Source organism: Kitasatospora sp. YST-16, assembly GCF_026802215.1.
GTDB classification, from domain to species: Bacteria; Actinomycetota; Actinomycetes; order Streptomycetales; family Streptomycetaceae; genus Kitasatospora; species Kitasatospora cineracea.
The window spans coordinates 7,250,215-7,274,308 of the sequence record NZ_CP113837.1; the positions used below are offsets into that span (position 1 = coordinate 7,250,215).

The 24,094-nt window shown below is 74.3% G+C and carries 22 protein-coding genes; 15 read left to right on the forward strand and 7 right to left on the reverse strand.

From position 1 onward, the window contains the following. Positions 1–89: 89 nt before the first annotated feature. Positions 90–482, reverse strand: coding sequence for a dihydroxyacetone kinase phosphoryl donor subunit DhaM (dhaM, locus tag OU787_RS32605; protein WP_268661544.1), 393 nt, complete (start codon positions 480–482; stop codon positions 90–92). 281 nt (positions 483–763) lie between these two features. Between dhaM and dhaK the strand changes: the two genes are divergently transcribed. The 5 genes from dhaK (at position 764) to OU787_RS32630 (ending at position 6,037) form a co-directional block, all read left to right on the forward strand. Beyond that, positions 764–1,753, forward strand: coding sequence for a dihydroxyacetone kinase subunit DhaK (gene dhaK / locus OU787_RS32610; RefSeq protein ID WP_268661545.1), 990 nt, complete (start codon positions 764–766; stop codon positions 1,751–1,753). Between the two features lie 73 nt (positions 1,754–1,826). Continuing rightward, on the forward strand, positions 1,827–2,480 hold the full coding sequence (gene dhaL / locus OU787_RS32615; RefSeq protein WP_268661546.1) for a dihydroxyacetone kinase subunit DhaL: 654 nt from the start codon (positions 1,827–1,829) through the stop codon (positions 2,478–2,480). 302 nt (positions 2,481–2,782) lie between these two features. Further along, positions 2,783–3,625, forward strand: coding sequence for a nitrilase-related carbon-nitrogen hydrolase (locus OU787_RS32620; protein WP_268661547.1), 843 nt, complete (start codon positions 2,783–2,785; stop codon positions 3,623–3,625). 5 nt (positions 3,626–3,630) lie between these two features. Beyond that, positions 3,631–5,019 (forward strand): dihydropyrimidinase, encoded by a 1,389-nt coding sequence (gene hydA / locus OU787_RS32625; protein WP_268661548.1) that lies wholly within the window; start codon positions 3,631–3,633, stop codon positions 5,017–5,019. Between the two features lie 19 nt (positions 5,020–5,038). Beyond that, entirely contained in the window at positions 5,039–6,037 is a 999-nt protein-coding gene (locus tag OU787_RS32630; RefSeq protein WP_268661549.1) for a TIGR03842 family LLM class F420-dependent oxidoreductase, read from the forward strand. 6 nt (positions 6,038–6,043) lie between these two features. Here OU787_RS32630 and OU787_RS32635 read toward each other — a convergent pair whose 3' ends face one another. Next, entirely contained in the window at positions 6,044–7,105 is a 1,062-nt protein-coding gene (locus OU787_RS32635) for a VanZ family protein (RefSeq protein ID WP_268661550.1), read from the reverse strand. A 132-nt stretch (positions 7,106–7,237) separates the two neighbouring features. Further along, a complete protein-coding gene (locus tag OU787_RS32640; RefSeq protein ID WP_268661551.1) occupies positions 7,238–8,080 on the reverse strand; it encodes an SDR family oxidoreductase in 843 nt (280 codons plus the stop codon). Between the two features lie 183 nt (positions 8,081–8,263). Here OU787_RS32640 and OU787_RS32645 point away from each other — a divergent pair, with 183 nt between their 5' ends. Then, positions 8,264–8,761 (forward strand): MarR family winged helix-turn-helix transcriptional regulator, encoded by a 498-nt coding sequence (locus OU787_RS32645; protein WP_030460913.1) that lies wholly within the window; start codon positions 8,264–8,266, stop codon positions 8,759–8,761. Between the two features lie 138 nt (positions 8,762–8,899). Next, entirely contained in the window at positions 8,900–11,116 is a 2,217-nt protein-coding gene (locus tag OU787_RS32650; RefSeq protein WP_268661552.1) for a TerD family protein, read from the forward strand. A gap of 85 nt (positions 11,117–11,201) precedes the next feature. Here OU787_RS32650 and OU787_RS32655 read toward each other — a convergent pair whose 3' ends face one another. Next, positions 11,202–12,071, reverse strand: a complete 870-nt coding sequence (locus OU787_RS32655) for a GNAT family N-acetyltransferase (protein WP_268661553.1) — start codon at positions 12,069–12,071, stop codon at positions 11,202–11,204. Positions 12,072–12,382: 311 nt separating this feature from the next. Next, on the reverse strand, positions 12,383–13,159 hold the full coding sequence (locus OU787_RS32660; protein ID WP_030460916.1) for an IclR family transcriptional regulator: 777 nt from the start codon (positions 13,157–13,159) through the stop codon (positions 12,383–12,385). Between the two features lie 76 nt (positions 13,160–13,235). Between OU787_RS32660 and OU787_RS32665 the strand changes: the two genes are divergently transcribed. From OU787_RS32665 to OU787_RS32700, 8 genes are all read left to right on the forward strand, one after another. Then, positions 13,236–14,405: a cupin domain-containing protein gene (locus OU787_RS32665; protein ID WP_030460917.1), complete on the forward strand. Its 1,170-nt coding sequence runs from the start codon at positions 13,236–13,238 to the stop codon at positions 14,403–14,405. Then, positions 14,402–15,241 carry a fumarylacetoacetate hydrolase family protein gene (locus OU787_RS32670; protein ID WP_268661554.1) on the forward strand — a complete coding sequence of 280 codons (840 nt, stop codon included), beginning with the start codon at positions 14,402–14,404 and terminating at the stop codon, positions 15,239–15,241. Before OU787_RS32665 ends, OU787_RS32670 begins: the two co-directional genes overlap by 4 nt. Further along, the gene (locus tag OU787_RS32675) at positions 15,238–15,921 is read left to right on the forward strand and encodes a maleylpyruvate isomerase family mycothiol-dependent enzyme (protein WP_268661555.1); all 684 of its coding nucleotides are present in this window, start codon (positions 15,238–15,240) and stop codon (positions 15,919–15,921) included. The genes OU787_RS32670 and OU787_RS32675 overlap by 4 nt, the downstream gene beginning before the upstream one ends. A gap of 143 nt (positions 15,922–16,064) precedes the next feature. After that, the gene (locus OU787_RS32680) at positions 16,065–17,330 is read left to right on the forward strand and encodes an FAD-dependent monooxygenase (RefSeq protein WP_268661556.1); all 1,266 of its coding nucleotides are present in this window, start codon (positions 16,065–16,067) and stop codon (positions 17,328–17,330) included. Positions 17,331–17,406: 76 nt separating this feature from the next. Next, complete coding sequence (locus tag OU787_RS32685; RefSeq protein ID WP_030460921.1) at positions 17,407–17,889, forward strand: macro domain-containing protein; 483 nt, start codon at positions 17,407–17,409, stop codon at positions 17,887–17,889. Between the two features lie 124 nt (positions 17,890–18,013). Then, a complete protein-coding gene (locus tag OU787_RS32690) occupies positions 18,014–18,715 on the forward strand; it encodes a hypothetical protein (protein ID WP_030460922.1) in 702 nt (233 codons plus the stop codon). Positions 18,716–18,828: 113 nt separating this feature from the next. Beyond that, positions 18,829–19,764, forward strand: coding sequence for a class I SAM-dependent methyltransferase (locus tag OU787_RS32695; protein WP_268661557.1), 936 nt, complete (start codon positions 18,829–18,831; stop codon positions 19,762–19,764). Between the two features lie 44 nt (positions 19,765–19,808). Next, positions 19,809–20,192 carry a VOC family protein gene (locus OU787_RS32700; RefSeq protein ID WP_268661558.1) on the forward strand — a complete coding sequence of 128 codons (384 nt, stop codon included), beginning with the start codon at positions 19,809–19,811 and terminating at the stop codon, positions 20,190–20,192. A gap of 129 nt (positions 20,193–20,321) precedes the next feature. Here the strand turns inward: OU787_RS32700 and OU787_RS32705 are convergent, their stop codons facing one another. Then, positions 20,322–22,502 carry an RICIN domain-containing protein gene (locus OU787_RS32705; RefSeq protein ID WP_268661559.1) on the reverse strand — a complete coding sequence of 727 codons (2,181 nt, stop codon included), beginning with the start codon at positions 22,500–22,502 and terminating at the stop codon, positions 20,322–20,324. Positions 22,503–22,534: 32 nt separating this feature from the next. Then, entirely contained in the window at positions 22,535–24,007 is a 1,473-nt protein-coding gene (locus tag OU787_RS32710; RefSeq protein WP_268661560.1) for an RICIN domain-containing protein, read from the reverse strand. Positions 24,008–24,094 lie beyond the last annotated feature (87 nt).

A 24,094-nucleotide genomic window follows, 5' to 3' on the forward strand; every position in this document is an offset into this window, starting at 1 on the left:
CGTTGCGCCAGTTCCGTTGTTCCCATGCGCCCGTGCCGTGATCGAGGCGTTCGGGAACGCGCCGCTGCTCTGCCCGTCCGGCCGGGTCCCTACTGGCGCTTGCGGAAGTCGCGGGCCCCTTCGGCGGCGGCCAGGACCTCGGGGAACGGGGCGCCGGTGGCGGCGGTGACGGCGGCGGCCACGGCGCCCTCGACGAAGGGGGCGTCGGCGAGGGCGGTGGCGGGGAGGGCGAGGTCGGCGAGGACGAGGGTGGCGGTCAGGACGGAGCTGCCGAGGTCGGCCAGGAGCAGGACGCCGGTGCCGCGGTCGGCGGCGCGGACCGCGCGGGCCGTCAGGTCGTAGCTGGTGCCGAGGGAGCCGTCCTCGGTGCCCGCGGCGAGCAGCACCGGGACGTCGTCGGCCAGTTCGGCGAGCAGTTCCTGCACGCCGCGGGCCAGGTGCGGGCTGTGGGAGACCAGGACCAGACCGACCGGAGCGCGCATGCGGCGCAGCCTACCGGCGGCCGGGGGCGGGGCCGGGCGCGCCGCGCGGGGCGTGGCGGGGTTCGGCGGCGGGGCACGGGGGTTGGGGTAGCGTCGGCCGGAATCCGGCGAAACGAATGAAACGGATCAACCGTGTGAACCGGATCAACCGTGTGAACCGGATCAATCATGTGAACCGGGTCAATCATGTGGACCGGGTCAATCATGTGGACCGGGTCAATCATGTGGACCGGACGGGATCCAACGAATCGGCCGGGTGCGGACGAAGGGGCACGACCGCCGTGAAGAAGCTGATCAACAGCCCGGAGAGCGTCGTCGACGACGCGCTGGCCGGGCTCGCCGCCGCCCACCCCGCGCTCGCGGTGGACCTCGACCGGCGGGTGGTCACCCGGGCGGTGCGTCCGGCCGGGCCGAAGGTGGCGCTGGTGTCGGGCGGCGGTTCCGGCCACGAGCCGCTGCACGTCGGGTTCGTGGGCCCGGGCATGCTGGACGCGGCCTGCCCCGGCGACCTGTTCACCTCGCCGCCGCCGGACCGGATCCTGGCCGCCGCGCAGGCCGCCGACAACGGCGCGGGCGTGCTGTTCGTGGTGAAGAACTACACCGGCGACGTGCTGAACTTCCGGCTGGCCGCCGAACTCGCCGCCGAGCAGGGCCACCGGGTGGCCACCGTCCTGGTCGACGACGACGTCGCCGTCCGGGACTCCGCGGCCGGCCGCCGCGGCACCGGCGCGACCCTGCTGGTGCACAAGATCTGCGGCGCGCTCGCCGAACGCGGCGCCGGCCTGGACGAGGTCCGGGAGTTGGGGGAGCGGGTCGTCGCCGCGTCCCGCTCGTTCGCCATCGCGCTCACCGCCGCCACCAACCCGGCGGTCGGCCGCCCCGGCTTCGACCTCGCCGAGGACGAGATCGAGGTCGGCGTCGGCATCCACGGCGAGCCCGGCCGCCGCCGCGACCGGCTGCGCCCCGCCCGTGAGTTGGCCGCCACGGCCGTCGACGCGATCCTGGACGACTACCGGCCCGGCCCGGACGAGCGGCCGATCCTGCTGGTCAACGGCCTCGGCGGCACCCCGCTGATCGAGCTGTACGTCCTGTGCGCCGCCGTCACCGACCGCCTCGCCGAGCACGGCCTCCCCGCCGCCCGCACCCTGGTCGGCTCCTACGTCACCAGCCTCGACATGGCCGGCTTCTCGATCACCCTGACCGGCGCCGACCCCCGGATGCTGGACCTGTGGGACGCCCCGGCCGACACCCCCGCCCTGGTTCGGACGTGATGGGGATGGCAGGTATGGCGGGTACGGCGGCCGATAGTACGGGGCGGGTTCCGGCAGGAAGTGACGCAGCACCATGACGCACGAGACCCTCGACGCCGCCCTCGCCGAGGCGTGGATCCGGGCCGCCGCCGCGGCCGTCGGACGCGCCGAGGAGCAACTCACCGCGCTCGATGCGGCGATCGGCGACGGCGACCACGGCAGCAACCTCCGCCGGGGGTTCACCGCCGTCCTCGCCGCGCTGGACGACGCGGGGTCGGACGGCTCCGCCGGCTTCGACAGTGCGGGCGCGCTGCTGCGCACGGTCGGCAGCACGCTGCTGGCCAAGGTGGGCGGCGCCTCCGGGCCGCTGTACGGGCAGGCGTTCCGGGTGGCCGGGGCCGAACTCCCGCCGGACGCCGGCCCCGCGGCCTGCGCGGACGCGCTGGCGGCCGGCCTCGCCGCCGTCCGGGCGCTGGGCGGCGCCGAGCCGGGCGACAAGACGATGGTCGACGCGCTCGCCCCGGCCGTGGACGCCCTGCGCACCGCCGCCGCGGCCGGGGCCACCCTCGCCGGGGCGACCGCCGCGGCCGCCGACGCCGCCGAGCAGGGCGCCCGCGCCACCACCCCGCTCCAGGCCCGCCGGGGCCGCGCCTCCTACCTCGGCCCGCGCAGCGTCGGCCACCAGGACCCGGGTGCGACCTCCGCCGCCCTGATCGTCCGGGCCCTCGCGGACGCCGCCGCGCGCTGATCCGGAAATCCCGTACCGGGAGGATCAAATGACCGAATGATCGGCGGACCGAATGACCGAATGTTCGGATGGCCGGATGATCGGTGGAAAATCGGAGGAATGTGCGGGAAGGCGAATTTCCGGCTCCTCCCGCGTGGCACCCACCCATTCGCCGTAAAGCTCCTAGTCTCGACGCTCTACAGCGCTTCAGCGCTGGAGCGCCGCTGTGCTGAAGCGCCACCGCGCCACCGCGCCACTGCGCTGCCGCGCTGCCGCGCCATTTCCGCCGCGCCTTCGCGCCGTCGAGCCGAGGAGTTGTGCCCATGAGCCGTGTCGTCAGGGCTGCCCTGTTCCAGACCGCGTGGACGGGGGACAAGGAGACCATGCTGGCCGCCGCCGAGCGGGCCGCGCGGGACGCGGCCGGGCAGGGGGCGGGGATCATCGGGTTCCAGGAGGTGTTCAACGCCCCGTACTTCTGCCAGGTGCAGGAACCCGAGCACTACGCCTGGGCCGAGCCCGTCCCGGACGGGCCGACGGTGCGGCGGATGCAGGCGCTGGCCCGGGAGTTGGGGATCGTGGTGGTCGCGCCGGTGTACGAGATCGAGAAGGCCGGTTTCTACTACAACACCGCCGCCGTGATCGACGCCGACGGCAGTTACCTCGGCAAGTACCGCAAGCACCACATCCCGCAGGTGCGCGGATTCTGGGAGAAGTACTACTTCAAGCCGGGGAACCTCGGCTGGCCGGTGTTCGACACCGCGGTCGGGAAGGTCGGCGTGTACATCTGCTACGACCGGCACTTCCCGGAGGGCTGGCGGGCGCTGGGCCTCGCCGGGGCGGAGATCGTGTACAACCCGTCGGCGACCAGCCGCGGCCTGTCCGCCTACCTGTGGCAGCTGGAGCAGCCCGCCGCCGCCGTCGCCAACGAGTACTTCGTCGCCGCGATCAACCGGGTCGGCGTCGAGGAGTACGGCGGCGACGACTTCTACGGCACCAGCTACTTCGTCGACCCGCGCGGCCAGTTCGTCGGCGAGGTCGCCTCCGACAAGAGCGAGGAACTCGTCGTCCGCGACCTCGACCTCGGGATGATCGACGAGGTCCGCCAGCAGTGGGCGTTCTACCGGGACCGCCGGCCGGACGCCTACGGCCCGCTGACCGAGGGCTGAGCGCGGTGGCCCGCACCCTGATCACCGGCGGGCTGGTGATCACCGCCGCCGAGGAGACGCACGCCGACGTCCTGGTCGAGGACGGCCGGGTCGTCGCGCTCGCCCTGCCCGGCAGCCAGCGCTGGAGCGCCGACCGGGTGTTCGACGCGAGCGGGAAGTACGTCGTCCCCGGCGGCGTCGACGCGCACACCCACATGGAGATGCCGTTCGGCGGCACCCGCGCCTCCGACACCTTCACCACCGGCACCCGGGCCGCCGCCTGGGGCGGCACCACCACCATCGTCGACTTCGCCGTCCAGAGCAGGGGCTCCTCGCTGCGCGCCGGGCTCGACGACTGGCACGCCAAGGCCGACGGCAACTGCGCGATCGACTACGCCTTCCACATGATCGTCTCGGACGTCAACGAGGCCGTGCTGCGCGAGATGCCCGGGCTGGTCGGCGAGGGCGTCACCTCGTTCAAGCTGTTCATGGCCTACCCCGGCGTCTTCTACTCCGACGACGGGCAGATCCTGCGCGCCATGCAGCAGGCCGCCGACCTCGGCGCGCTCACCATGGTGCACGCCGAGAACGGCCCCGCCATCGACGTCCTGGTCGAACAGGCCCTGGCCCGCGGCGAGACCGACCCGCGGTACCACGGCGAGGTGCGCCGGGCGCTGCTGGAGGCCGAGGCCACCCACCGGGCGATCCAGCTCGCCCGGGTCGCCGGGGCGCCGCTGTACGTGGTGCACGTCTCCGCCCGCGAGGCGCTCGCCGAACTCGCCGCCGCCCGCGACCTCGGACTGCCGGTCTTCGGCGAGACCTGCCCGCAGTACCTGTTCCTGTCCACCGACAACCTCGCCGAACCCGGCTTCGAAGGCGCCAAGTACGTCTGCTCCACCCCGCTGCGCCCCGAGGACCACCAGGACGCGCTCTGGCGCGGCCTGCGCACCGACGACCTCCAGGTGGTCTCCACCGACCACTGCCCGTTCTGCTTCGCGGGACAGAAGGAACTCGGCCGCGGCGACTTCTCGAAGATCCCCAACGGGCTGCCGGGCGTCGAGCACCGGATGGACCTGCTGCACCAGGCCGTCGTCGAGGGCCGGATCAGCCGCCGCCGCTGGATCGAACTCGCCTGCGCCGCCCCCGCCCGGATGTTCGGCCTCCACCCGCGCAAGGGCACCATCGCCCCCGGGGCCGACGCCGACCTGGTCATCTACGACCCGCACGCCGTCCAGACCCTCTCCGCCGCCACCCACCACATGAACGTCGACTACTCGGCGTACGAGGGCCGCACCGTCACCGGCCGGGTCGAGACCGTGCTCTCCCGCGGCGAGGTCGTGCTCGACCGCGGCGACTACCTCGGCCGCCCCGGACACGGCACCTTCCTGCCCCGCTCCACCTGCCAGTACCTCTGACCCTTCAAGGAGCCCCCGCGTGGACTTCGGACTCGTCCTGCAGACCGACCCGCCGGCCGCCGAGGTCGTCGACCTGATGCGCCGCGCCGAACGGGCCGGGTTCAGCCACGGCTGGACCTTCGACTCCGCGGTGCTCTGGCAGGAGCCCTTCGTCATCCACAGCCGCATCCTGGAACACACCGAACGCCTGCGCGTCGGCCCGATGGTCACCAACCCCGGCACCCGCGCCTGGGAGGTCACCGCCTCCACCTTCGCCACCCTCAACGACATGTACGGCAACCGGACGGTCTGCGGCATCGGCCGCGGCGACTCCGCGATGCGGGTGGCCGGCCGCCGCCCCAACACCCTCGCCCGGCTCGGCGCCGCCATCGACGCGATCCGCGACCTCGCCGAGGGGCGCGAGGCCGAGGTCGACGGCACCCCGATCCGCATCCCGTGGATCCGGGACGGCCGGCTGCCGGTCTGGATGGCCGCCTACGGGCCCAAGGCCCTCGCCCTGGCCGGCCGGAAGGCCGACGGGTTCATCCTCCAACTCGCCGACCCCTACCTCACCGAACGGATGGTCAAGGCCGTCCGCCGGGCCGCCGAGGAAGCCGGCCGCGACCCCGCCGCCGTCACCGTCTGCGTCGCCGCCCCCGCCTACGTCGGCGACGACCTCGCCCACGCCCGCGAACAGTGCCGCTGGTTCGGCGGCATGGTCGGCAACCACGTCGCCGACCTGGTCGCCAAGTACGGCGAGCACTCCGACCTCGTCCCCGACGAACTCACCGCCTACATCAAGGACCGCCACGGCTACGACTACAGCCACCACGGCCGCGCCGGGAACCCCTCCACCGACTTCGTCCCCGACGCCGTCGTCGACCGCTTCTGCCTCCTCGGCCCCGCCACCGCCCACATCGAGAAACTCCGCGTCCTGCGCGACGCCGGCGTCGACCAGTTCGCGCTGTACGCGATGCACGACGCCCGCGAAGCCGTCATCGACGCCTACGGCGCGGAAGTCATCCCGGCCCTGTCCTGAACCACCTCAGCGCGGACGGGCGGCGGTCGCGGACCGGACGCGGCCGGAAGCGGAGACGGTGACGTCCAACCGCCCCGGCTGCTGCGCCCCGTCCGCGTCGGGACGGCGGTAGGAGAGCACCCGGGACCCGTCGGCGTCCGGGCCCGGAGCGAGGACGGGACGGACGCCGCTCGCCAGGTCCGGGAACCAGACGGCGGCGAACTCCCCGCCCGCCCGCAGGAGTTGCTCCTCCGGCAGCGGGGACGCCCCGGCCGGGCCCGGATCGGCGAACTCGACGGAGACCAGGCTCCCGCTCCGCTCCTCGAACCGGAACCGCCCCCGGTCGGTGACCACCTCGGTCAGCGCGAAGCGGGAGAGCGCCGGATCGGCCACCGCCGAGGTGGTCTCCACCCGGCTCCCCGGACCGAACAGCCCGTCCGCGAGCTGCCGCGCCGGTCCGAGGACGTCCGCCGAGCCCGAGAACGGGGCGCGGGCCGCCGTCTCGTCGTACAGCGGGACGAACAGCCACACCGCCACCGCCACCGCCGACAGGCCGCCACCGGCCGCGGTCAGCGCCCGCACCCCGTCCCGCCGCACCGCCAACGGCCTCCGCCCGGCCAGCGCCAGCGCGCCCGTGGCCAGCACGGTGCCCAGCAGCGCCCCCGCCGAGTTGTCGACGAAATCGGCGGCGTCGCAGGCCCGGCCCGTCCCCAGCACGGTCTGCAGCAGCTCCGTCGCCGAGGAGAGCACCACGCACCCGGCCGGCACCGACAGCGGACGTCGGAACGCCCACACCCCGAACGCCGCCAGCGGCACGTACAGGGCCAGGTTCAGCAGCCCCTGCTGGCCGAGCGCCACCTCCCAACTGCCCGCGCCGACCGTGCAGTTCACCGAACCGGAGGCGCCGCCCGCGGTCGGCGTCAGCGTCACCGCGACCTCCCCCGCCAGCGCCACGGCCCACAGGACCGGCGCGAGTGCCGACTGCTTCTGCCGGCGGGCCCGGCGGAACATCACCGTCCCGAACAGCGCGCCGAGGACGGCGAAGGCGGGGAAGAGCAGCGGCACGGCGGAGAGGGCGGCTTCGAGCATCGGTCCTCCGGGCGGGACGGGACGGGGCGGCCAGAGGGGGGTGCCCCCCGTGGTCGGCCGTCAGCGTACGATCCGCTGTCGAGCGTCGGCAAACTCCCATATGTTTTGTGGGGGAGGTGAGTTGAGGGGGCGTCAGGCGGTGGTGAAGGCGGCCGCGTGTTCGGTGGCCCACTGGTGGAAGGTGCGTTCCGGGGTGTCGAGCAGGGTGCGGGTGGTGTCGCCGAGGGGGGTGGGGGTGGTGGTGGCGGTGGCCCAGAAGGAGAGCAGGGAGTCGGCCATCGGGGCGGGCATGAAGCGGGAGAGTTGGCGTTCGGCCTCGGCGCGGGTGATGGTCTCCACCGGGACGGGGCGGCCGAGCACCTCGGACAGGACGCCGACCTGCTCGCGCAGGGTGAGGCGTTGGCCGCCGGTGAGGGTGACGGCGCGGCCGCGCAGGGCGGGGCCGGTCAGGGCGGCGACCGCGACGTCGGCGACGTCCGCGGGGTGGATCGGGGCCAGGACGGCGTCCGGGTAGGGGAGTTCGACCGGGAGGCCGGCGCCGATCGGGTGGGCCCAGCCGAGGGCGTTGCTGGCGAAGGCGTCGGGGCGCAGCAGGGTGGCGGGCAGGGCGGAGGCCGTCAGGGCGCGCTCGACCAGCAGGTGGTGCGAACCCAGCGGGTCGCTCTCCGCGTCCGGCGACAGGGCCGAGGCGGAGGAGAGCAGCACCACGTGCTCCACGCCCGCGGCCCCGGCGGCCGCGACGAACGCGTCGATGCCCGCGGGCTCCGGGTACAGGAACACCTGGCGCACGCCCGCCAGCGCCGCCGCGAAGGTGTCGGGCCGGTTCAGCGCCAGCTCGACCCGCTCCACCCCGGCCGGGACGTCGAGCCCGGACGGGCGGGCGCTGGCGGCGCGGACGGGCCGGCCGGCGGCGTGCAGCCGATCGAGGACGGCGCGGCCGATCTGGCCGCGCGCACCGGTGATGAGGACGGTCATGGGAACCCCCGTGGGTGGAGAGAGGCGGGATGGGAAGCGGGCGGACGTCCGCCGGCCGGCCCGGATCGGGCTGTTGATGCATGCTGTCATGCATGTAATTGCCGAGCAACACATTATTGGAAGTCTGCATGCTTCTGCGGGTCGGCATGTTCCTGCGCGCTGTCACGCACCTACCATGGGCGCATGACGAAGAACGACGCCCACTGGCCGCACCCCACGGCCGACGAGCTGCTGGACGCCGTCGGCCCGGCCTTCGGCAAGCTGCGCCGGACCTCGCTGCTGGACGTCGAGCACCCGATCTCCGCCAAGGACCTCAGCCGCACCCTGGTGCTCAACCTCGTCCTGGAGCACACCCGCGACCCGGAGGCCGAGGTCACCGTCGGCGCGATCGCCGAACTCCTCGCCGTCGACCCCTCGGTCGCCAGCCGGATGGTCACCGACAACATCAAGGCCGGCTACCTGCTGCGCACCGCCTCCCAGCACGACGGCCGCCGCACCGTCCTGCACCTCAGCCCCCGGGGCGCCCAGCTGATGGCCCGCTTCCGCCGCCACCAGCGCTCCGCGTTCGAGTACATCACCGCGGACTGGGCCGAGACCGAGCGCCTGGAGTTCGCCCGCCTGATGCTCAAGTACGTCGACTCCCTCGACCACCTGAAGGAGCGTCGGCGCGACACCGACTGACGACCGCACCGGTCGGCGCAGCGCCCCCGGCCCGTCGCCGAGCGGCCCCCGGGCCGTTCCCCCGGCGGTTCCGGCGGCGGTTCCGGCGGCGGGGAAACCGGGTGCGGGGCGACGGGCGGGTCTGCGAGCATGCGGGGCATGTCGTACGTGCTCACGCCGCTGATCGTCCGCCACGCCCGCCGCCTGCCCGTGCCGGAGGTCAGGGTCGGGGTCGGGGTCGGGGCCGGGGGAGAAGGACAAGGACGAGGACAAGGGGCGGTGGTGGCGCGGCAGTTCGATGCCGCATTGATGTCGGTCGGGTTCAAGCTGTCGGGGGAGCTGCTGGCGCGGCTGTCCGCGCTGCCGGGGCCGCAGGCCGCGGAGGCGGCCGAGGGCGGGCTGGCCGCCGTCCGGGAGCTGGTCGGCGACCACGTGCGGCACAACGCGTACTTCGTGGACTTCCCGCGCAACGTGCCGGACACCGAGGAGTTCTGGCGGGAGTTGCTGGCCCGCACCGCGGGTGTCGAGGAGGGGGAGGCCGGGCTCGACGGGGTCGACCTGCTGACGCTGGACGGCTACGGCGTGTACCGGCACGGGTACGCCGAACTGCTGGCCGCGCACCGGGAGTTGATCGCCGGTGCGGGCGACCGGGTGACGGTGCTGCACCTCGGCGGCACGCCCGAGGAGGAGGCCGCCGCGCTCTACCTGGCGCTGGCGGGCAGCACCACCCCGCTCGGCGAGCAGGCGCTGCGCGACCTGGCGGAGCTGGCCCGGCACTGCGCGGACGGTCCGCAGCCCGCCGCGATACCCGTCCGGGAGAACCGGGCCACCGTCAACGCGGCCCGGCTGCAAGCCGGTTCGCCGCTGCTCGCGGACACCGTCACCGACGTGCTGCGCACCGCCTGCGCACTGTCCGGAGGCGATGTGACGCTCGCCGCGCCGACCAGGTTCGGCCCGCTGCCGCGCCCGGTGCGCCGGGCCCTGCTGGCCGCGCTGGACGGGCTGGTCGCCGCCGCCCCCGGCAAGCTCGCCGACGTGCTGCCGCACCGCGAGCCGTTCAAGCGGCTCGGCGAGCGCCTGCACCCGCACGAGTACCCGAAGTGGCCGCACGCCGCCGAGGTGTTCGCCGTCGCCCGCGGCGAGTCGGCGGTCCGCAGTTCGGACGGCCGGGTCGAGGAACTCCTCGCCGCCGGGGAGGTCGCCGCCGCCGCCGACCTGCTGGCCGCCGCCGCCCCGGGCAAGCTGCTGCGCGCCCTGGACCGGCTGCTGCGCACCGCCCGCACCGAGCAGGACCGGGCCGCGGTGGCCGCCGCCGCCGAACGCGCCCTGCCCGCCGCGTCCGGCCGGCTGCTGCTCTCGCTGCGCGAACACCTGGGCAACCGGGCCCACCTGGGCAACCGGGCCGGCGCGGGCCCCGAACGGCGGGTCTTCGTCAACCGGTACGCCCGCAGCCACGTCACCGCGGACCACCGCCCGCCGCTGCCCGCCGCCGAACGCGAACGCCTGATCGCCGCCCTCGACGCCGAGACCGTCCGCCGCCTGCCCACCGACCGGCCGCCCCGGCTGCTGGTCGACCCGGAGGTCCTGGACGTCGCCCTGCCGCTGAGCGGCAACGCGAGCGCCACCGGGATCGGCGTGCTGCCGCGCGGCTCGGTGCAGCCCGTCCGGGGCGAGCTGCTGCGGTTCTTCGTGTACTGGAAGCAGCGCGAGCGGCGCACCGACTTCGACCTGTCCGCGCTGATCCTCGACCGGGACTACGGCGACCCGACCTGGATCTCGTTCACCCGGCTCAGCTCCCTGGTGGGCGAGCACTCCGGGGACGTGGTCGACGCACCCGACGGCGCCTCGGAGTTCATCAACCTGCGGCTGTCGTCGGTCTCCGGCGCGTTCGTCGTGCCGGAGGTGAACGTGTACGAGGGCGAGGGCTTCCAGGAGGTCGAGGAGTCCTTCTTCGGCTGGATGCTGCGCGAGGACGAGCAGCAGGGCCGCCCGTTCGAACCGCGCACCGTCCGGACGAAGTCCGACCTGCGCGGCGCCGGACGGGTCGCCCTGCCGCTGGTGTTCGAACGCCGGGAGGACGGCCGGTGGTACGCCCGCTGGCTGCACGTCCACCTGCGGGGCGAGCCGTCCGCCAACCAGGTCGAGGGCAACCGGGGCACGGTCGCCGACCTGCTGCGGGCCGGCGTCGCGCGCAGCTACCTGACGGTCCGCCACCTGATCGGCCTGATGGCCGCGAACGGGGCGGAGGTCGAGACCTGGGACGGGCGGCTCCCGGACGGCCCGGTCACCTACCTGGGCCTGGAACGGCCGGACGGCCTCCCGGAGGGCTCGGTGGCGATCACGCCGGAGAACCTGCGCGACCTGATCCCGGCCTGACCCTGGCCTGATCCCGGCCTGATTCCGGCCTGGCCTCAACCTGACCCCGGCCTGATCCGTTCCGTGCCAGGGCTGGGGGAGGGGGTCAGGCCGGGCGGACGCGGTCGCCGATCTCCGGCTGCGCCGCGAACCCGGCCGCCCGGTAGGTGGCGACGCCGCCGGCGTTGGAGCTCGGCGTGCACACCCGCACGCTCGACGAGCCCAGCTCCCGCAGCGCGGCCGCCCCGGCGAGGGTGATCGCCCGGCCCAGGCCGCGGCCGCGGTGGTCCGCGTGCACGCCCATCGGCTCGACCAGCCCCGGCCGGCCCGGGCCCGCCGACCACACCGTCACCACCGCCGCCGCGCCGCCCCGCCGGTCGAAGACGCCCAGGCAGCGGGCGTCCCGGTGATAGGACGGCCCGGCCGACATCGCGTGCCAGTACGCGGCCGAGGGCCGCAGGGTGTCGAACGCCGACCGCAGGACCTCGGCGAAGCCCTGCGCCCGCTCCGGGCCGATCACCTCGACCGGCACGCCCGGGTCCTCCACCGGGGCGGCGAGGTCGCGGAACAGCGGCGTCCACGGCTCGTCCAGGCCCCAGCCCCGCTCGGTCAGCAGGTCGTGGAGCAGCAGGCCGAGCGGCGCCTCGACGGAGACCCGGCCGGCCGGCAGCACGCCGCGTTCGGGCCGGGAGAGGTCCTCGGCGAGCTGCCGGGCCAGCTCCTCGTCCCGGAAGGCGTCGGGGGCGGCGGTCATCCGGAACACCGTGGGCGAGTCCTGCATCCCGACGGCCAGGATCCGCCCGCCCCGGCTCCACGTCCGGACCACCGCGGCCGTCTCGGCGGTGCCGAAGCGGTGGTTCCAGCCGAGGTCCCCGGGGTGCAGCTGCATCGGCGCCCCGTCGTCCTGCCACTCCCGCAGCGCGTCCATCGCCCCGCGCGTCCCCTCGGGGCCCGGCGTCCCCAGCGCAATCGTCATGGGCGGGAGCACACACCCCGGCGCGGCCGCCCGCAACCCGATTAACGGCCCGCCGGCAAAGAGAAGAGGGGCCAGGGGCGGGTCCGGTGGCGGGTCCGGTGGCGGGTTCAAGGCCGGGGAAACGCGGGTGACCCGGGGGCGGGGCGGGTGCTAACGTGGCGGCTCGGTGAGGCCATGGACGGGCTTCCTTCTCCTTTCGTATGCATAACGACTCCAGTCCGTCCGCTTTCCTCGCCGTCGACCCCGAGCCGGGGCGCCCGCCACGGGTGCCCCGGCTCGTGTCGTCGACGGGGCGTCAGGAGGGGGCGGGGTCAGGGCTGTTCGGCGAGGTCCGCCTCCAGGGCGCGGGCCGCCGCCTCCAGCACGGCCACCAGCGACTGCAGCCGGTGCGGGTCGTAGCGGACGCCCGGCATCGACACCGACAGGCCCGCCACCGCCGTGCCCGCCGCGTCCCGGACGGTCACCCCGACGGCGACCAGGCCGCGTTCGGAGCGCTCCCGGTTGACCGCGAAACCGGCCCGCCGCAGCCGCTTCAGCTCGGTCCGCAGCTGCGGCAGGTCGGGCCGCTCGCCGGGCCGGTCCCGGTAGCGCTCGGGGGCGTAGACCTCCTCCAACTGCTCGTCGGTCAGCTCGGCGAGCAGCAGCAGCCCGGCGGTGGTGCGGTGCGCGGGGAAGACCATGCCCTCGCGCGAGCCGACCCGCAGGGTCTGCGCGGACTCCACGCTGGCGATGAACCGGGCGGTGTCGCCGGCCCGGACGATCAGGTTCACCGTCTCGTCCAGCACGTCCACCGCCCGGCGCAGGTGCGGCAGCGCGGCCGGGCGCAGCCGGGAGACCAGCGAGCGGGAGTGCGCGGCCAGCTCCAGTACCGGGCCGGCCCGGTACGTCCGGTCGTCGTCCTGCACCGCGAAGTCCCGGTAGACCAGCATGCCCAGGATCCGGTGCGCCGTGGAGCGGGCCACGCCCAGGCGTTCGGCGACCTGGGAGACCGTGGCCCCGCCCTCCAGTTGCAGCATGGTCGCGGCCCGCAGCGCGTGGTCCACGCTGGCGATCGGGTACGGCGGCGGGGTCTTCAGCGGCTTGTCCACGGCGGGGCCCTTCGGTGGCTGTTCTGCTGTGAAGAATCTACCCGTTCTCCTGGGCGGGACGAGGCACGCTGGGCCCGTGATCGAGTCCACCCCCGCCCCAGACCCCGCAACGGGCTCCCCGGTCCGGCTCCAGGCCGTCGCCGCGGCCGGGCAGCCCGAGGTCACCCCGGCGCTCCACGAGCTCTACCGGGGCTTCGAACAGGAGCTGCTCGTCCCGCTGTGGACCGAGATCGGCGACCTGATGCCCGCCCACCCCCGCTCGCACGCCGCCCCGCACCTGTGGCGCTGGCAGAAGCTGCGCGAACTCGCCGCCCGTGCGGGCGAGTTGGTCCCGGTCGGACGCGGCGGCGAACGCCGGGCGATCGCGCTGGCCAACCCCGCGCTCGGCGGCCGCCCGTTCGCCACCCCCACCCTGTGGGCCGCCGTCCAGTACCTGATGCCCGGCGAGGACGCCCCCGAGCACCGCCACACCCAGCACGCCTTCCGCTTCGTCGTCGAGGGCGAGGGCGTGTGGACCGTGGTCGGCCGCGACCCCGTCGCCATGCGCCGCGGCGACTTCCTCCCGCAGGCCGGCTGGAACTGGCACGCCCACCACAACGCCACCAGCGCCCCGATGGCCTGGATCGACGGCCTCGACATCCCGTTCCAGTACGCGGGCGAGACCCAGTTCTTCGAGTTCGGCCGGGACGAGATCTCCGCCGCCGAACGCGCCACCCCCGACCGCTCCCGGGCCGAACGCCTCTGGGGCCACCCCGGCCTGCGCCCCGTCGGCGCCCGGTGCCCCGGCCCCGGCAGTCCGCTGCTCGCCTACCGCTGGGAGCACACCGACCGTGCGCTGACCGACCAACTCGCCCTGGAGGCCGAGGGGTTCGGCGGCACCGTCGAGCCCGGCCACGCCGCCGTCCGGTTCACCGACCCGGCCACCGCGGGCGACGTGCTGCCCACCCTGCGGGCCGAGATGCACCGGATCGCCCGCGGCGCCGAGACCGCGCCCGTCCGGGAGACCGGCTCCTCCGTCTACCAGGTCTTCGACGGCTCCGGCACCGTCACCGTCGGCGAACGCACCTGGACGGTCGCCCGCGGCGACCTGTTCACCGTCCCCTCCTGGCAGCCGCTCTCGATCCGCTCCGAGGCCGGCGCCACCGACTCCGACTCCGGCGCGCTCGACCTGTTCCGGTTCAGTGACGCCCCGATCTTCGAAGCCCTGCACCTGCAGCGCACCCACGTGGAAGGAACCACCCGATGAAGCTCGCCACCCTCCGCACCGGCGGCACCACCCGCGCCGTCCGGCTCGACGGCGACACCCTGACCGACCTCGGGTACCCCGACCTCGGCGCGCTGCTCGCGGAAGACGACTGGGCGGGGATCGCCGCCGCCGCGACCGGGGCGACCCACCCGCTGGCGGGCGCCGAGTTCGCGCCCGTGGTGCCGCGGCCCTCCAAGGTGGTGTGCGTCGGCCTCAACTACCGCAACCACATCCAGGAGATGGGCCGCGACCTGCCCGAACACCCCACCCTGTTCGCCAAGTTCGCGGACTCGCTGATCGGCGCGGGCGACGACATCCTGCGCCCCGCGGAGACCGCGGAGCTCGACTGGGAGGTCGAACTCGCCGTCGTCATCGGCAAGTCCGCGCGCCGGGCCCGCGGCGAGCAGGCCGAGGCCGCGATCGCCGGGTTCACCGTCCTCAACGACATCACCTGCCGCGACTGGCAGTTCCGGACCCGCGAGTGGCTCCAGGGCAAGACCTGGGACTCCACCACCCCGGTCGGCCCCTACCTCGTCACCCCCGACGAACTGCCCGGCGGCGTCCGCCCCGCGCTCGACGTCACGCTCACCGTCGACGGCGAGACCATGCAGTCCGACAACACCGGCGACCTGCTGTTCGACCCCGTCGCCCTGGTCGAGTACGTCTCCACCGTCATCCGCCTTCACCCCGGCGACCTGATCGCCACCGGCACCCCCGGCGGCGTCGGCCACGCCCGCAAGCCCGCCCGCTACCTGAGCGGCGGCGAGAAGGTCGTCACCGAGATCCAGGGCCTCGGCCGACTGGAGAACCGCGTCGTGCGGGACGGCGCCGAATGAGCGGCCGCACCCTGGCCGACGCCCGGGGCTGGGCGGCGCTCGGCACCCGGCTCTTCCTGGCCGCCGCCGAGGGCTTCGGCCCCGCCGAGTACGCCGCCCCCACCCCGCTGCCCGGCTGGAGCCGGGCCCACCTCGCCGCCCACCTCGCCGCCAACGCCGACGCGCTCGGCAACCTGGTGCACTGGGCCGCGACCGGCGAACCCACCCCGATGTACGCCTCCCCGGAGGAACGGCTGGCCGGCATCGAACGCGGGCGCGCCCTGCCCGCCGCCGAACTCACCTCCTGGGTCAGGGAATCCGCGCAGCGGCTGACCGCCGGCCTGGACGCCCTCACCCCCGAGCAGTGGCAGGCCCCCGTCACCACCGCCCAGGGCCGCACCGTCCCCGCCGCCGAACTCCCCTGGCTGCGCGCCCGCGAAGCCTGCGTGCACGCCGTCGACCTGGCCGCCGGCACCGCCTTCGCCGACCTCCCGGCCGGCTTCCTGGCCGCCCTCTGCACGGACGTCCTCGCCAAGCGGGCCCCCGCGTTCGCCCTGCGGACCCCGGACGGCGGCGTTCGGTGGAACCCGCCGGGCGACGGCGAGCAGCCGGTGCTCGAAGCGGAACTCCCGCAGCTCACCGCCTACTTGACCGGCCGCCAGCACATCGAGGGCGCCCCGCCCCTCGACCCCTGGCTCTGACGCCCGGGCCCGGCTCTCCCGGGCCCGGTTCTCCCGGGCCCGGTTCTCCCGGGCCCCGTGCCCCGGCTCTCCCGGCCCCGGGCCCCACCGCTCCCCTCCCCGGGCGTGCACCTGCCTCCCCGTGATGTCGAAAGAAGCAGCTCATGAACCCTCCCACCACCCCTGACGTGCTCGTCGTCGGCGGCGGCATCGGCGGTCTCGCGGCCGCGTTCGCGCTGGCCCGCAAGGGCCTGGGCGTGCGCGTGCTGGAACGGGCGAAGGAGTTCGGCGAGGTCGGGGCGGGGCTGCAGATCGCGCCCAACTGCACCCGGATCCTCGCCGACTACGGCCTGCTGGACGAGGCCCGCGAGCTGGGCGTGCTGCCCGACGGGATGGTGATGCGCGACGCGCTGGACGCCCGCGAGCTGACCCGGCTCGACCTGCGCGACCTCGAACGACGCTACGGCTACCCGTACGTGGTGATCCACCGCAGCGACCTGCACGGCATCTTCCTGCGGGCCTGCCGGCGGGCCGGGGTCGAACTGCTCACCGACCGCACCGTGGTCGACTACCGGCAGGACGGCGACGGCGCCCGGGTGGTGCTGGCGGACGGCAGCACCGAGCGGGCCCCCCTGGTGATCGCCGCCGACGGGCTGCACTCGGTGGCGCGCCGCAAACTGGTCGGCGACGAGGTGGTCAGCTCCGACTACGTCGCCTACCGGGCCGCCGTCCCGATCGAGCAGGTCCGGGGCAACGGCATCGCCGAGCACGACGTCACCGTGTACGTCGGCCCGCGCTGCCACTTCGTGCAGTACGCGCTGCGCGGCGGCGAGATGTTCAACCAGGTCGCGGTCTTCGAGTCGCCCAAGGCCAAGGCGGGCGACCCCGACTGGGGCACCCCCGACGAACTCGACGCCGCGTTCGGGGCGACTTGCGACACCGTCCGCACCGGCATCCCGCTGATGTGGCGCGACCGCTGGTGGCAGATGATGGACCGCGACCCGGTGGAGACCTGGGTGCACGGCCGGATCGCGCTGCTCGGCGACGCCGCGCACCCGCCGCTGCAGTACATGGCCCAGGGCGCGATCATGGCGATCGAGGACGGCTGGGTGCTCGCCGAACACGCCGCCCGGCTGACGGACGAGGGCGGACTCCCGCAGTGGGACGCCGCGTTGGCCGCCTACCAGGACGTCCGGGTGGAGCACTGCCGCCGCGTCCAGACCACCGCCCGCAGCTGGGGCGACCTGTGGCACCTGGACGGCGAGGCCCGGCTCCGGCGCAACGAGGTCCTGCGCGAACGGGCCGCCGACGACTACGCGTTCACCGACTGGATCTACGGCCCGACCGCCCTCACCCCCGACCGGGAACCGCCGATGTTCACCCCCGTCCCGCTGACGGGCGCGCTCCCGGAGGAACAGCCGTCCCGCTGACGGGCGCGCGCCCGGAGGAACAGCCGGCCCGCTGACCGCCCGACGGCGTGTCAGCGGCGGATGCCAGGATGCCCGGATGGGAGAGACGATCACCTACGTGCGGGGCGACGCCACCGCGCCGCAGGGCAAGGGCGTGCGGATCATCGCGCACGTGTGCAACGACCTCGGGGGCTGGGGGAAGGGGTTCGTGCTGGCGCTCTCCCGGCGCTGGCCCGAGCCGGAGGCCGCGTTCCGCCGCTGGCACCGGGAGCGGGCCGGCAACGACTTCGGGCTGGGCGCCCTCCAGTTGGTGCAGGTCAGCCCCTACCTGTGGGTGGCCAACCTGGTCGGCCAGCGCGGCACCCGCACCGCCCGCTCCACGGGCGTCCCGGTCCGCTACGAGGCGATCGACGCCGCCTTGGCCAAGCTGGCCCCAGAGGCCGAACGGCTCGGCGCCTCCGTCCACATGCCCCGGATCGGCTGCGGCCTGGCGGGCGGCCGGTGGGAACGGGTCGAACCGCTGATCACCGCACGGCTCACCGCCCGGGGCGTACCGGTGACGGTCTACGACCACGGGTAGCGGGGTCCGCCCCGGGTGGGGTCCGCCCCCGGTGGCGGCCCTCTTCCGCTGCGGGCAGATCGGCGGGACGCTGGGGGTGCGTCGGGTGTTCGATTCGGTGGGCCCGGGGCGGGGGAGGGGAATCGTGGACCTGCGTCAGCGGGTGGTGCGGCGGAGTCCGTTCGTGGTCTGGACGCTCAACGGACTGGCCGCGGTGTCGGTGCTGCTGTTCGTGCACACCATGGTGCGGCAGAACCTGTCGCCGGACGGGCAGCGGGACTGGCCGTGGTCCTGGCAACTGCTCGACGCGCAGAGCGCCACCGCCGCACTGATGGCCGGGATCGGGGCGATCATCGCCCGGGCCCAGTTCGCCCGCACCGTGCAGCCGCTGCTGGGCGGCCGGGCCTGGCCGGGGATCGGGCACGCGCCCGACGGGGCGCTCGCCTGGACGTGCCACCTGGTCAACAGCGGCCAGAGCGCGGTGGTGGTGGTCTCCGTCGAGTACTGGATCGACTTCGGGGTGCCCGCGCCCGCCGCCGAGGAGTCGGCCGGACCGGCGCCGAGCACGGGCTGGACCGACCGGGCCGGGGCGATCGCGGCCGTCACCCCGTACGGGCTGCGCCCCGGCACGGACTACCGGCTGGCCTCCATCAGCCCGAACAGCGTGTTCGGCGGCGAGAGCAACTACCTGCTCGGCTGGCTCGCCGAGCCCGCGCTCGTGGTGGTCCGGGACCTGTACGTGCGGGTCACCGTCCGGGACCGGCTCGGCGACCTGCACCAGCGGGCCATCTCCTGCCTCACCGACGCCGACCGCCCGCTCACCCACGCGGTCCCCGACCAGGTGTAGCGGCCGGCCCCCGGCCACCGGCCACTTGCGCGTGCGGCATGCCCGGGGGCCCGTCCCTTGCGCATTCCGGGAGGATGCGTGCCCCGCGCGCATGGCGGCCGTACGGTGGCCCCATGAGCCACCCGCACACCCCCGCCCCCGCCCCCGGCCACGATCACGGACACGACCACGGCCACCAGCACGGCCACGGCCACGGTCAGGACCCCGACCACGGCCACCAGCAGCACCGGCACCCCGCCGAGGACGACGCCGCGCAGGCCGAGGTCCTCGACCTGGACGCCGAGGTGCTGGCCGAGCACCTCGCCGCGATCACCGACTGGCTGCCGCTGGACGCCGAACCGCGGCACGTCGTCGACCTCGGGGCCGGCACCGGCGCCGGCACCTTCGCCCTGCTGCGCCGCTTCCCCGAAGCCCGGATCACCGCCGTCGACGCCTCGCCCGGCCACCTGCTGCGCCTGCGCGAGAAGGCGCACGCCCTGGGCCTGGCGGGCCGGATCGCCACCGTGCAGGCCGACCTGGACGACGCCCGCTGGCCGGACCTCGGCACTCCCGACCTGGTCTGGGCGTCCGCCTCGATGCACCACCTGGCCGACCCCGTCCGGGTGCTGCGCCAGGTCCGCGACCTCCTCGGCCCGGACGGCGTGCTCGCCCTGGTCGAACTGGCCGGCTTCCCGCGCTTCCTGCCGCCCGACGCGCCCGCCGAGCGCCCCGGCCTGGAGGAGCGCTGCCACGCCGCGACCGACCGCCTGCACGCCGAGCACGTCCCGCACCGGGGCGCCGACTGGGGGCCGATCCTGACCGCCGCCGGGCTCACCGTCACCGGCGAACGCGCCGTCACCGTCGACATCGCCGCCACCGAGCACCCCTCCGTCGGCCGCTACGCCCTGGCCACCCTGCGCCGGATCCGCTCCGCCGCCGCCGAGACGCTCGACCCCGCGGACCTGGCCGCCCTCGACCGGCTGGTCGACGCCGACGGCCCGGACAGCATCGCGCTGCGCCCGGACCTCGCGGTGCGCACCGAACGCCAGGTCTGGGCCGCCCGCCGCTGAGCGGCGGCTCGTCTTCCGGCGGCCGATGGGGGAGACTCTCGGGCATGGTCTCAGTAGTGCAGAACGTGGCGATCGACTGTGCGGACGCCTATGGACTGGCCCGGTTCTGGAGCGAGGTGACGGGCCGTCCGGTCGACCTGGACAGCGGGCCGGGCGATCCGGAGACGCTGGTGGAACTGGCCGAGGGCGGCCCGGTGCTGTACTTCAACCAGGTGCCCGAGCCGAAGACGGTCAAGAACCGGGTCCACCTGTGCCTGCGCCCCGACACCGCCCGCGACCCGGAGGTCGACCGGCTGCTCGCCCTCGGCGCCACCCTGGTCGCCGACCGCCGCAACGCCGACGGCACCGGCTGGGCGGTGCTGGCCGACCCGGAGGGCAACGAGTTCTGCGTCCTGCGCGGCGCCGCCGAGCGGGCCGCCACCGGCTGACGGCAGGTGGCAGGCGGCTGACGGCAGGTGGCCGATGGCCAAGGCGGCCGGGGCCGCCCCTCCCGCACGGAGGGGCGGCCCCGGCCGTTCTCCGGTGGGGACCGGACTGGGGACGGACTGGGGACGGGCTTACGGGTAGGCGACCAGGTTGGCCACGTTGGTGGTGGAGTTGGACGGGCCGCCGGTGGAGTTGATGACGTGGGCGATGGTGCCGGTGCCGCCGAGCGAGACGGTCACCATGTCGTGGAAGCGGACGGTGGAGCGGTTCGGGACCTCGAAGGAGTGCTCCTCGACCACGGCCGGGTTGACGTTGAAGTAGGCGTAGGAGCCCAGGCCCCAGGCCTCGTGATCGGTCACCGAGTCGGCGACCTTGTAGGCCGGGTAGCCGCGGGTCGAGCCGTTCGTCCAGGCGGCCTGGTTCGGCGGGTCGTACGGCAGCTCGTTCTGGAAGAAGTAGGTGCGGCCGTTGTTGCCGTTCCAGATCACCTGGGTCTGCTGGTAGTGCTCGACGAACAGGCCGTACATGGTGACGTTGTTGCCGTTGACGACCAGCCCGTTGGCGGCGGTGTTGCTGGTCCAGCCGACCCCGCTGCCGTGGTCCGCGCGCCACAGCCACATGTGGTCGCCGATCACGTTGTTGGAGTTGACCACCAGCGACTGGGTGGCCTTGCCGACGCCCGCGCCGCCGATCCGGAAGAACACGTCGTGCAGCGAGGTCGGGTCGGCGCTGTGGTCGGCGGACGAGCCCGCCGCGCCGAGCTGCATCAGCACCGGGGAGTTGACCGTCCCGGCGTCGATCAGCAGGCCGGCCAGCTTCACGCCGTCCACGTCGGCGACGTTGACGGCGGTGACGCCGTTGTCCGGGACGAGGGTGGCCAGGCCCAGGCCGAGCACCACGGTGTCGGCGCGGTTGATGTTCAGGGGCTGGTTCAGGTGGTAGACGCCCGGGGTGACCAGCAGGTTCTTGCCCTGCGCCAGCGCCGCGTTCATGTCGGCGGCGGTCGCGCCCGGCTTCACGATGAAGAACCGGTCGATCGGCAGCGAACTGCCCGGCTGCGCGCCGCCCGCCCAGCTGGTGCCGGAGGTGTTGGAGCGCAGCGCCGGGACGAACACCTGGTACGCGCCCGCGGCGTCCACGTACAGGAAGGGCTTCTCGCGCACCACCGGGGTCTGGTTGACGGTGGTGTAGGGCGGATTGGGGAAGGAGTTGGCGGGCGCGTTGACGTCGCCGACGAACACCATGTTCCAGTTGGAGCCCGTCCAGCTGCCCCACTGCGCGTTGCGCGACAGCCACTGCTGCTGGGAGCCGGAGCGGACCTGGCCGTCGATCTTCGAGTCGGCGATGAAGCCGCCCGAGGACCAGCCGCCGTCGTCCAGCTGCAGGTTGCCGCGCACGTGCATCCGGCGGTAGGGCGCGGCCTGGGAGACCGCCCAGCGGTCGGTGCCGCCGGTCGGGTTGACCGACAGGTTCTCGGCGGAGCGCCAGAAGTTCTGCGTCGCGTTGCCCTGGAACCAGTCGGCCTCGGCGTGCACCGCGCCGTTGATGGTGACGTCGTCGGGGGACAGGCCGAGGCCCGCGACCTGGGTGTAGAAGCCGACGTTGGCGTCCACGCTGTAGCTGCCCGGCTTGAACAGCAGGGCCTGGCGCTGGGCGCCGAACTGGTTGGTCTCCTGCTGCGAGAAGACCGCGTTCAGCTTGGCCTGGATGGTCGCGGCGGGCGTCGACGGGTCGAAGACGGCCACGTTCGGCCCGAAGTCGGGCGTGCCGGGCGGGTTCGTGACGGTGCTCCCGAAGGTGAAGGACTGCGCGGCGGTACCGTTGCAGGCGTACTGCTGCAACTGCACCGCGTCGGCGGTCGAGGCGCTCGGCACGTCCAGGCACTTGCCGCTGTTGCGGTTGACGAAGTGGTACGCGCCGCCCGCCTCGGCGACCGCCTGCCACTGCTGGTTCAGGCCGCCGCCGTACGTCCACAGCTGGACCTTGGCGGCGTCGGCGGTGGAGACGTCGACCACGTCCAGCACCTTCGACGTGTCGTTCTGGTTGTTGATCCGGACGTACCCGTTGCCGAGGTCCTGGACCTGCCACTGCTGGGCGGTGGTGCCGTTGCACGCGTACTGCTGGACGGCGGTGCCGTTGGCGGTGGCGGCCGCGGCGGCGTCCACGCACTTGCCGGAGTTCTGCGCCACCAGGGTGGTCGCCCCGGTCGGGACGGCGGCCAGGGCGGCGGGGGCGGGGGAGAGCAGCGCCGTGGCGGAGGCCAGCAGGCCGGCCGTGGCGGTCAGCGGGAGGAGTCTGGTGCTGCTGCGCATGGGTGTCGCTCCTTTCTCGGGTCGACGGGCGGTCAGGCGGGCAGGTTCCACTGCTGGTTGGCACCGCCGAAGCAGTCCCAGACCTGCAGCCGGGTGCCGTTCGCGGAAGACGGGCCGGTGGCGTCCAGGCAGCGGCCGGAGGCCGGGTTCACCAGGGTCTTGTTCGCCTGCGCCTGCCACTGCTGGGCGCCGGTGCCGTTGCAGTCGTACAGCTGGGCCTGGGTGCCGTTGGCGGTGCCGCCCGAGGTCAGGTCCAGGCACTTGCCCAGCGCCCGGACCGTGCCGTCGGTGCCCACCGTCCACTGCTGGGCGGCGGTGCCGTTGCAGTCGTAGAGCTGCACGGCGGTGCCGTTGGCCGAGCTGGCGGCCGCCACGTCCACGCACTTGCCGCCGTAGCCGGTGATCTGGCCGGTGCGGCCGCCGGTCGGCGGGGTGGTGGAGCCGCCGGTGATCTGGTTGAAGGTCTTCGCGAACTGGTACGCCGACTGCGGGGTGCCGCTGCAGGTGTCGGAGAGGGTGCCGTTGCTGGCGCACGCCTTGTCGCGGCCGAGGGCCCAGAAGGCGAGCAGCTGGATGCCCTTGGACGCGGCGAAGGACTCCAGGGTCTGCGCGTTGGCGGTGGAGAACACCTCGGAGGTGGTGTCGTTGACCCCGATCATCGGGGTGTTGCCCTCCATCGCCCACAGCTGGTCGGAGGTCTTGGAGGTCCAGATCTGGCTCAGCTGGGTGTGCAGGCCGTTGGCGGCGCTGATCGCGGCCTGGCCCATGTCCATCGGCGAGCCGTAGTCCATCGTCATGATGTTGACGGCGTTGACGGTCAGGCCGCGGCTCTTGGCGTTGTTCAGCAGGCTGATCGAGTTGGATTCGAGTCCCGAAGGGCTGACCGGCAGCGTGTAGTTGACGTCCAGGCGCTTGCCCGCGGCCGCCTGGGCCTGCTGGAGCTGGGCCAGCGCCTGGTTGCGGCGGTCGTTGGCGGCGGTGTCGTTCAGCGCGCCGCCCTCGACGTCCAGGTCGATGCGGGTGAGGTTGAGCGCGTCCACCACCCGCTTGTACTGCGCCTGGAGGGTGGAGACGCTGGTGCACGCCTGGCCCAGCTCGGTGCCGGAGGCGCCGCCGAAGCTGGCGATCACGTCGCCGCCGGCCGCCCGGTGCGCGTTGATCGCGTTGGTCCAACCGGCGTCCGTGATCGGGGTGTTGCCGTTGAACGTGGCGTTGCAGCTGCCGTCGCTGATCACGAAGGCGAGGGTGGCGTACTTCAGCCCGCCGCTGTTGCGGGCGTCCGCCAGGGTGTTCGGCGAGTTCCAGGTCTCCAGGTACGGCGCCGCGTAGTGCGCCGGGAAGCCCGGCCCCGCGTTGGCGGCGGCCGAGGCCGGGCCGGCGCCGGCCACCAGCAGGCCGGCCACCGTGGCGGGCAGCGCGACGGCGGCTGCGGCGGCGCGCAGGGCCGTACGGGGGCGGGCGTGGGGGCGAGCGTGGGAACGGGCGCTGGAACGGGTGCGGATCAAGGCGGCTCCTCGTGGGGGAGAACGTTCACTCGTTCAGGTAGTGAACGCGAAGCGATGCCTGAGGGAGCGTCCGGAGCGGTCCGGGCA

Bases quoted from the DNA above. Each gene is read 5' to 3' on its own strand.
- OU787_RS32620 (WP_268661547.1), top strand. From the start codon at position 2,783: ATGAGCCGTGTCGTCAGGGCTGCCCTGTTCCAGACCGCGTGGACGGGG.
- OU787_RS32695 (WP_268661557.1), top strand. From the start codon at position 18,829: ATGAGCCACCCGCACACCCCCGCCCCCGCCCCCGGCCACGATCACGGA.
- OU787_RS32705 (WP_268661559.1), bottom strand. From the start codon at position 22,502: ATGCGCAGCAGCACCAGACTCCTCCCGCTGACCGCCACGGCCGGCCTG.
- dhaM (WP_268661544.1), bottom strand. From the start codon at position 482: ATGCGCGCTCCGGTCGGTCTGGTCCTGGTCTCCCACAGCCCGCACCTG.
- OU787_RS32640 (WP_268661551.1), bottom strand. From the start codon at position 8,080: ATGACCGTCCTCATCACCGGTGCGCGCGGCCAGATCGGCCGCGCCGTC.
- OU787_RS32655 (WP_268661553.1), bottom strand. From the start codon at position 12,071: ATGACGATTGCGCTGGGGACGCCGGGCCCCGAGGGGACGCGCGGGGCG.
- OU787_RS32700 (WP_268661558.1), top strand. From the start codon at position 19,809: ATGGTCTCAGTAGTGCAGAACGTGGCGATCGACTGTGCGGACGCCTAT.
- OU787_RS32685 (WP_030460921.1), top strand. From the start codon at position 17,407: ATGGGAGAGACGATCACCTACGTGCGGGGCGACGCCACCGCGCCGCAG.
- OU787_RS32670 (WP_268661554.1), top strand. From the start codon at position 14,402: ATGAAGCTCGCCACCCTCCGCACCGGCGGCACCACCCGCGCCGTCCGG.
- OU787_RS32650 (WP_268661552.1), top strand. From the start codon at position 8,900: ATGTCGTACGTGCTCACGCCGCTGATCGTCCGCCACGCCCGCCGCCTG.
- dhaL (WP_268661546.1), top strand. From the start codon at position 1,827: ATGACGCACGAGACCCTCGACGCCGCCCTCGCCGAGGCGTGGATCCGG.
- OU787_RS32645 (WP_030460913.1), top strand. From the start codon at position 8,264: ATGACGAAGAACGACGCCCACTGGCCGCACCCCACGGCCGACGAGCTG.
- OU787_RS32680 (WP_268661556.1), top strand. From the start codon at position 16,065: ATGAACCCTCCCACCACCCCTGACGTGCTCGTCGTCGGCGGCGGCATC.
- OU787_RS32675 (WP_268661555.1), top strand. From the start codon at position 15,238: ATGAGCGGCCGCACCCTGGCCGACGCCCGGGGCTGGGCGGCGCTCGGC.
- OU787_RS32635 (WP_268661550.1), bottom strand. From the start codon at position 7,105: ATGCTCGAAGCCGCCCTCTCCGCCGTGCCGCTGCTCTTCCCCGCCTTC.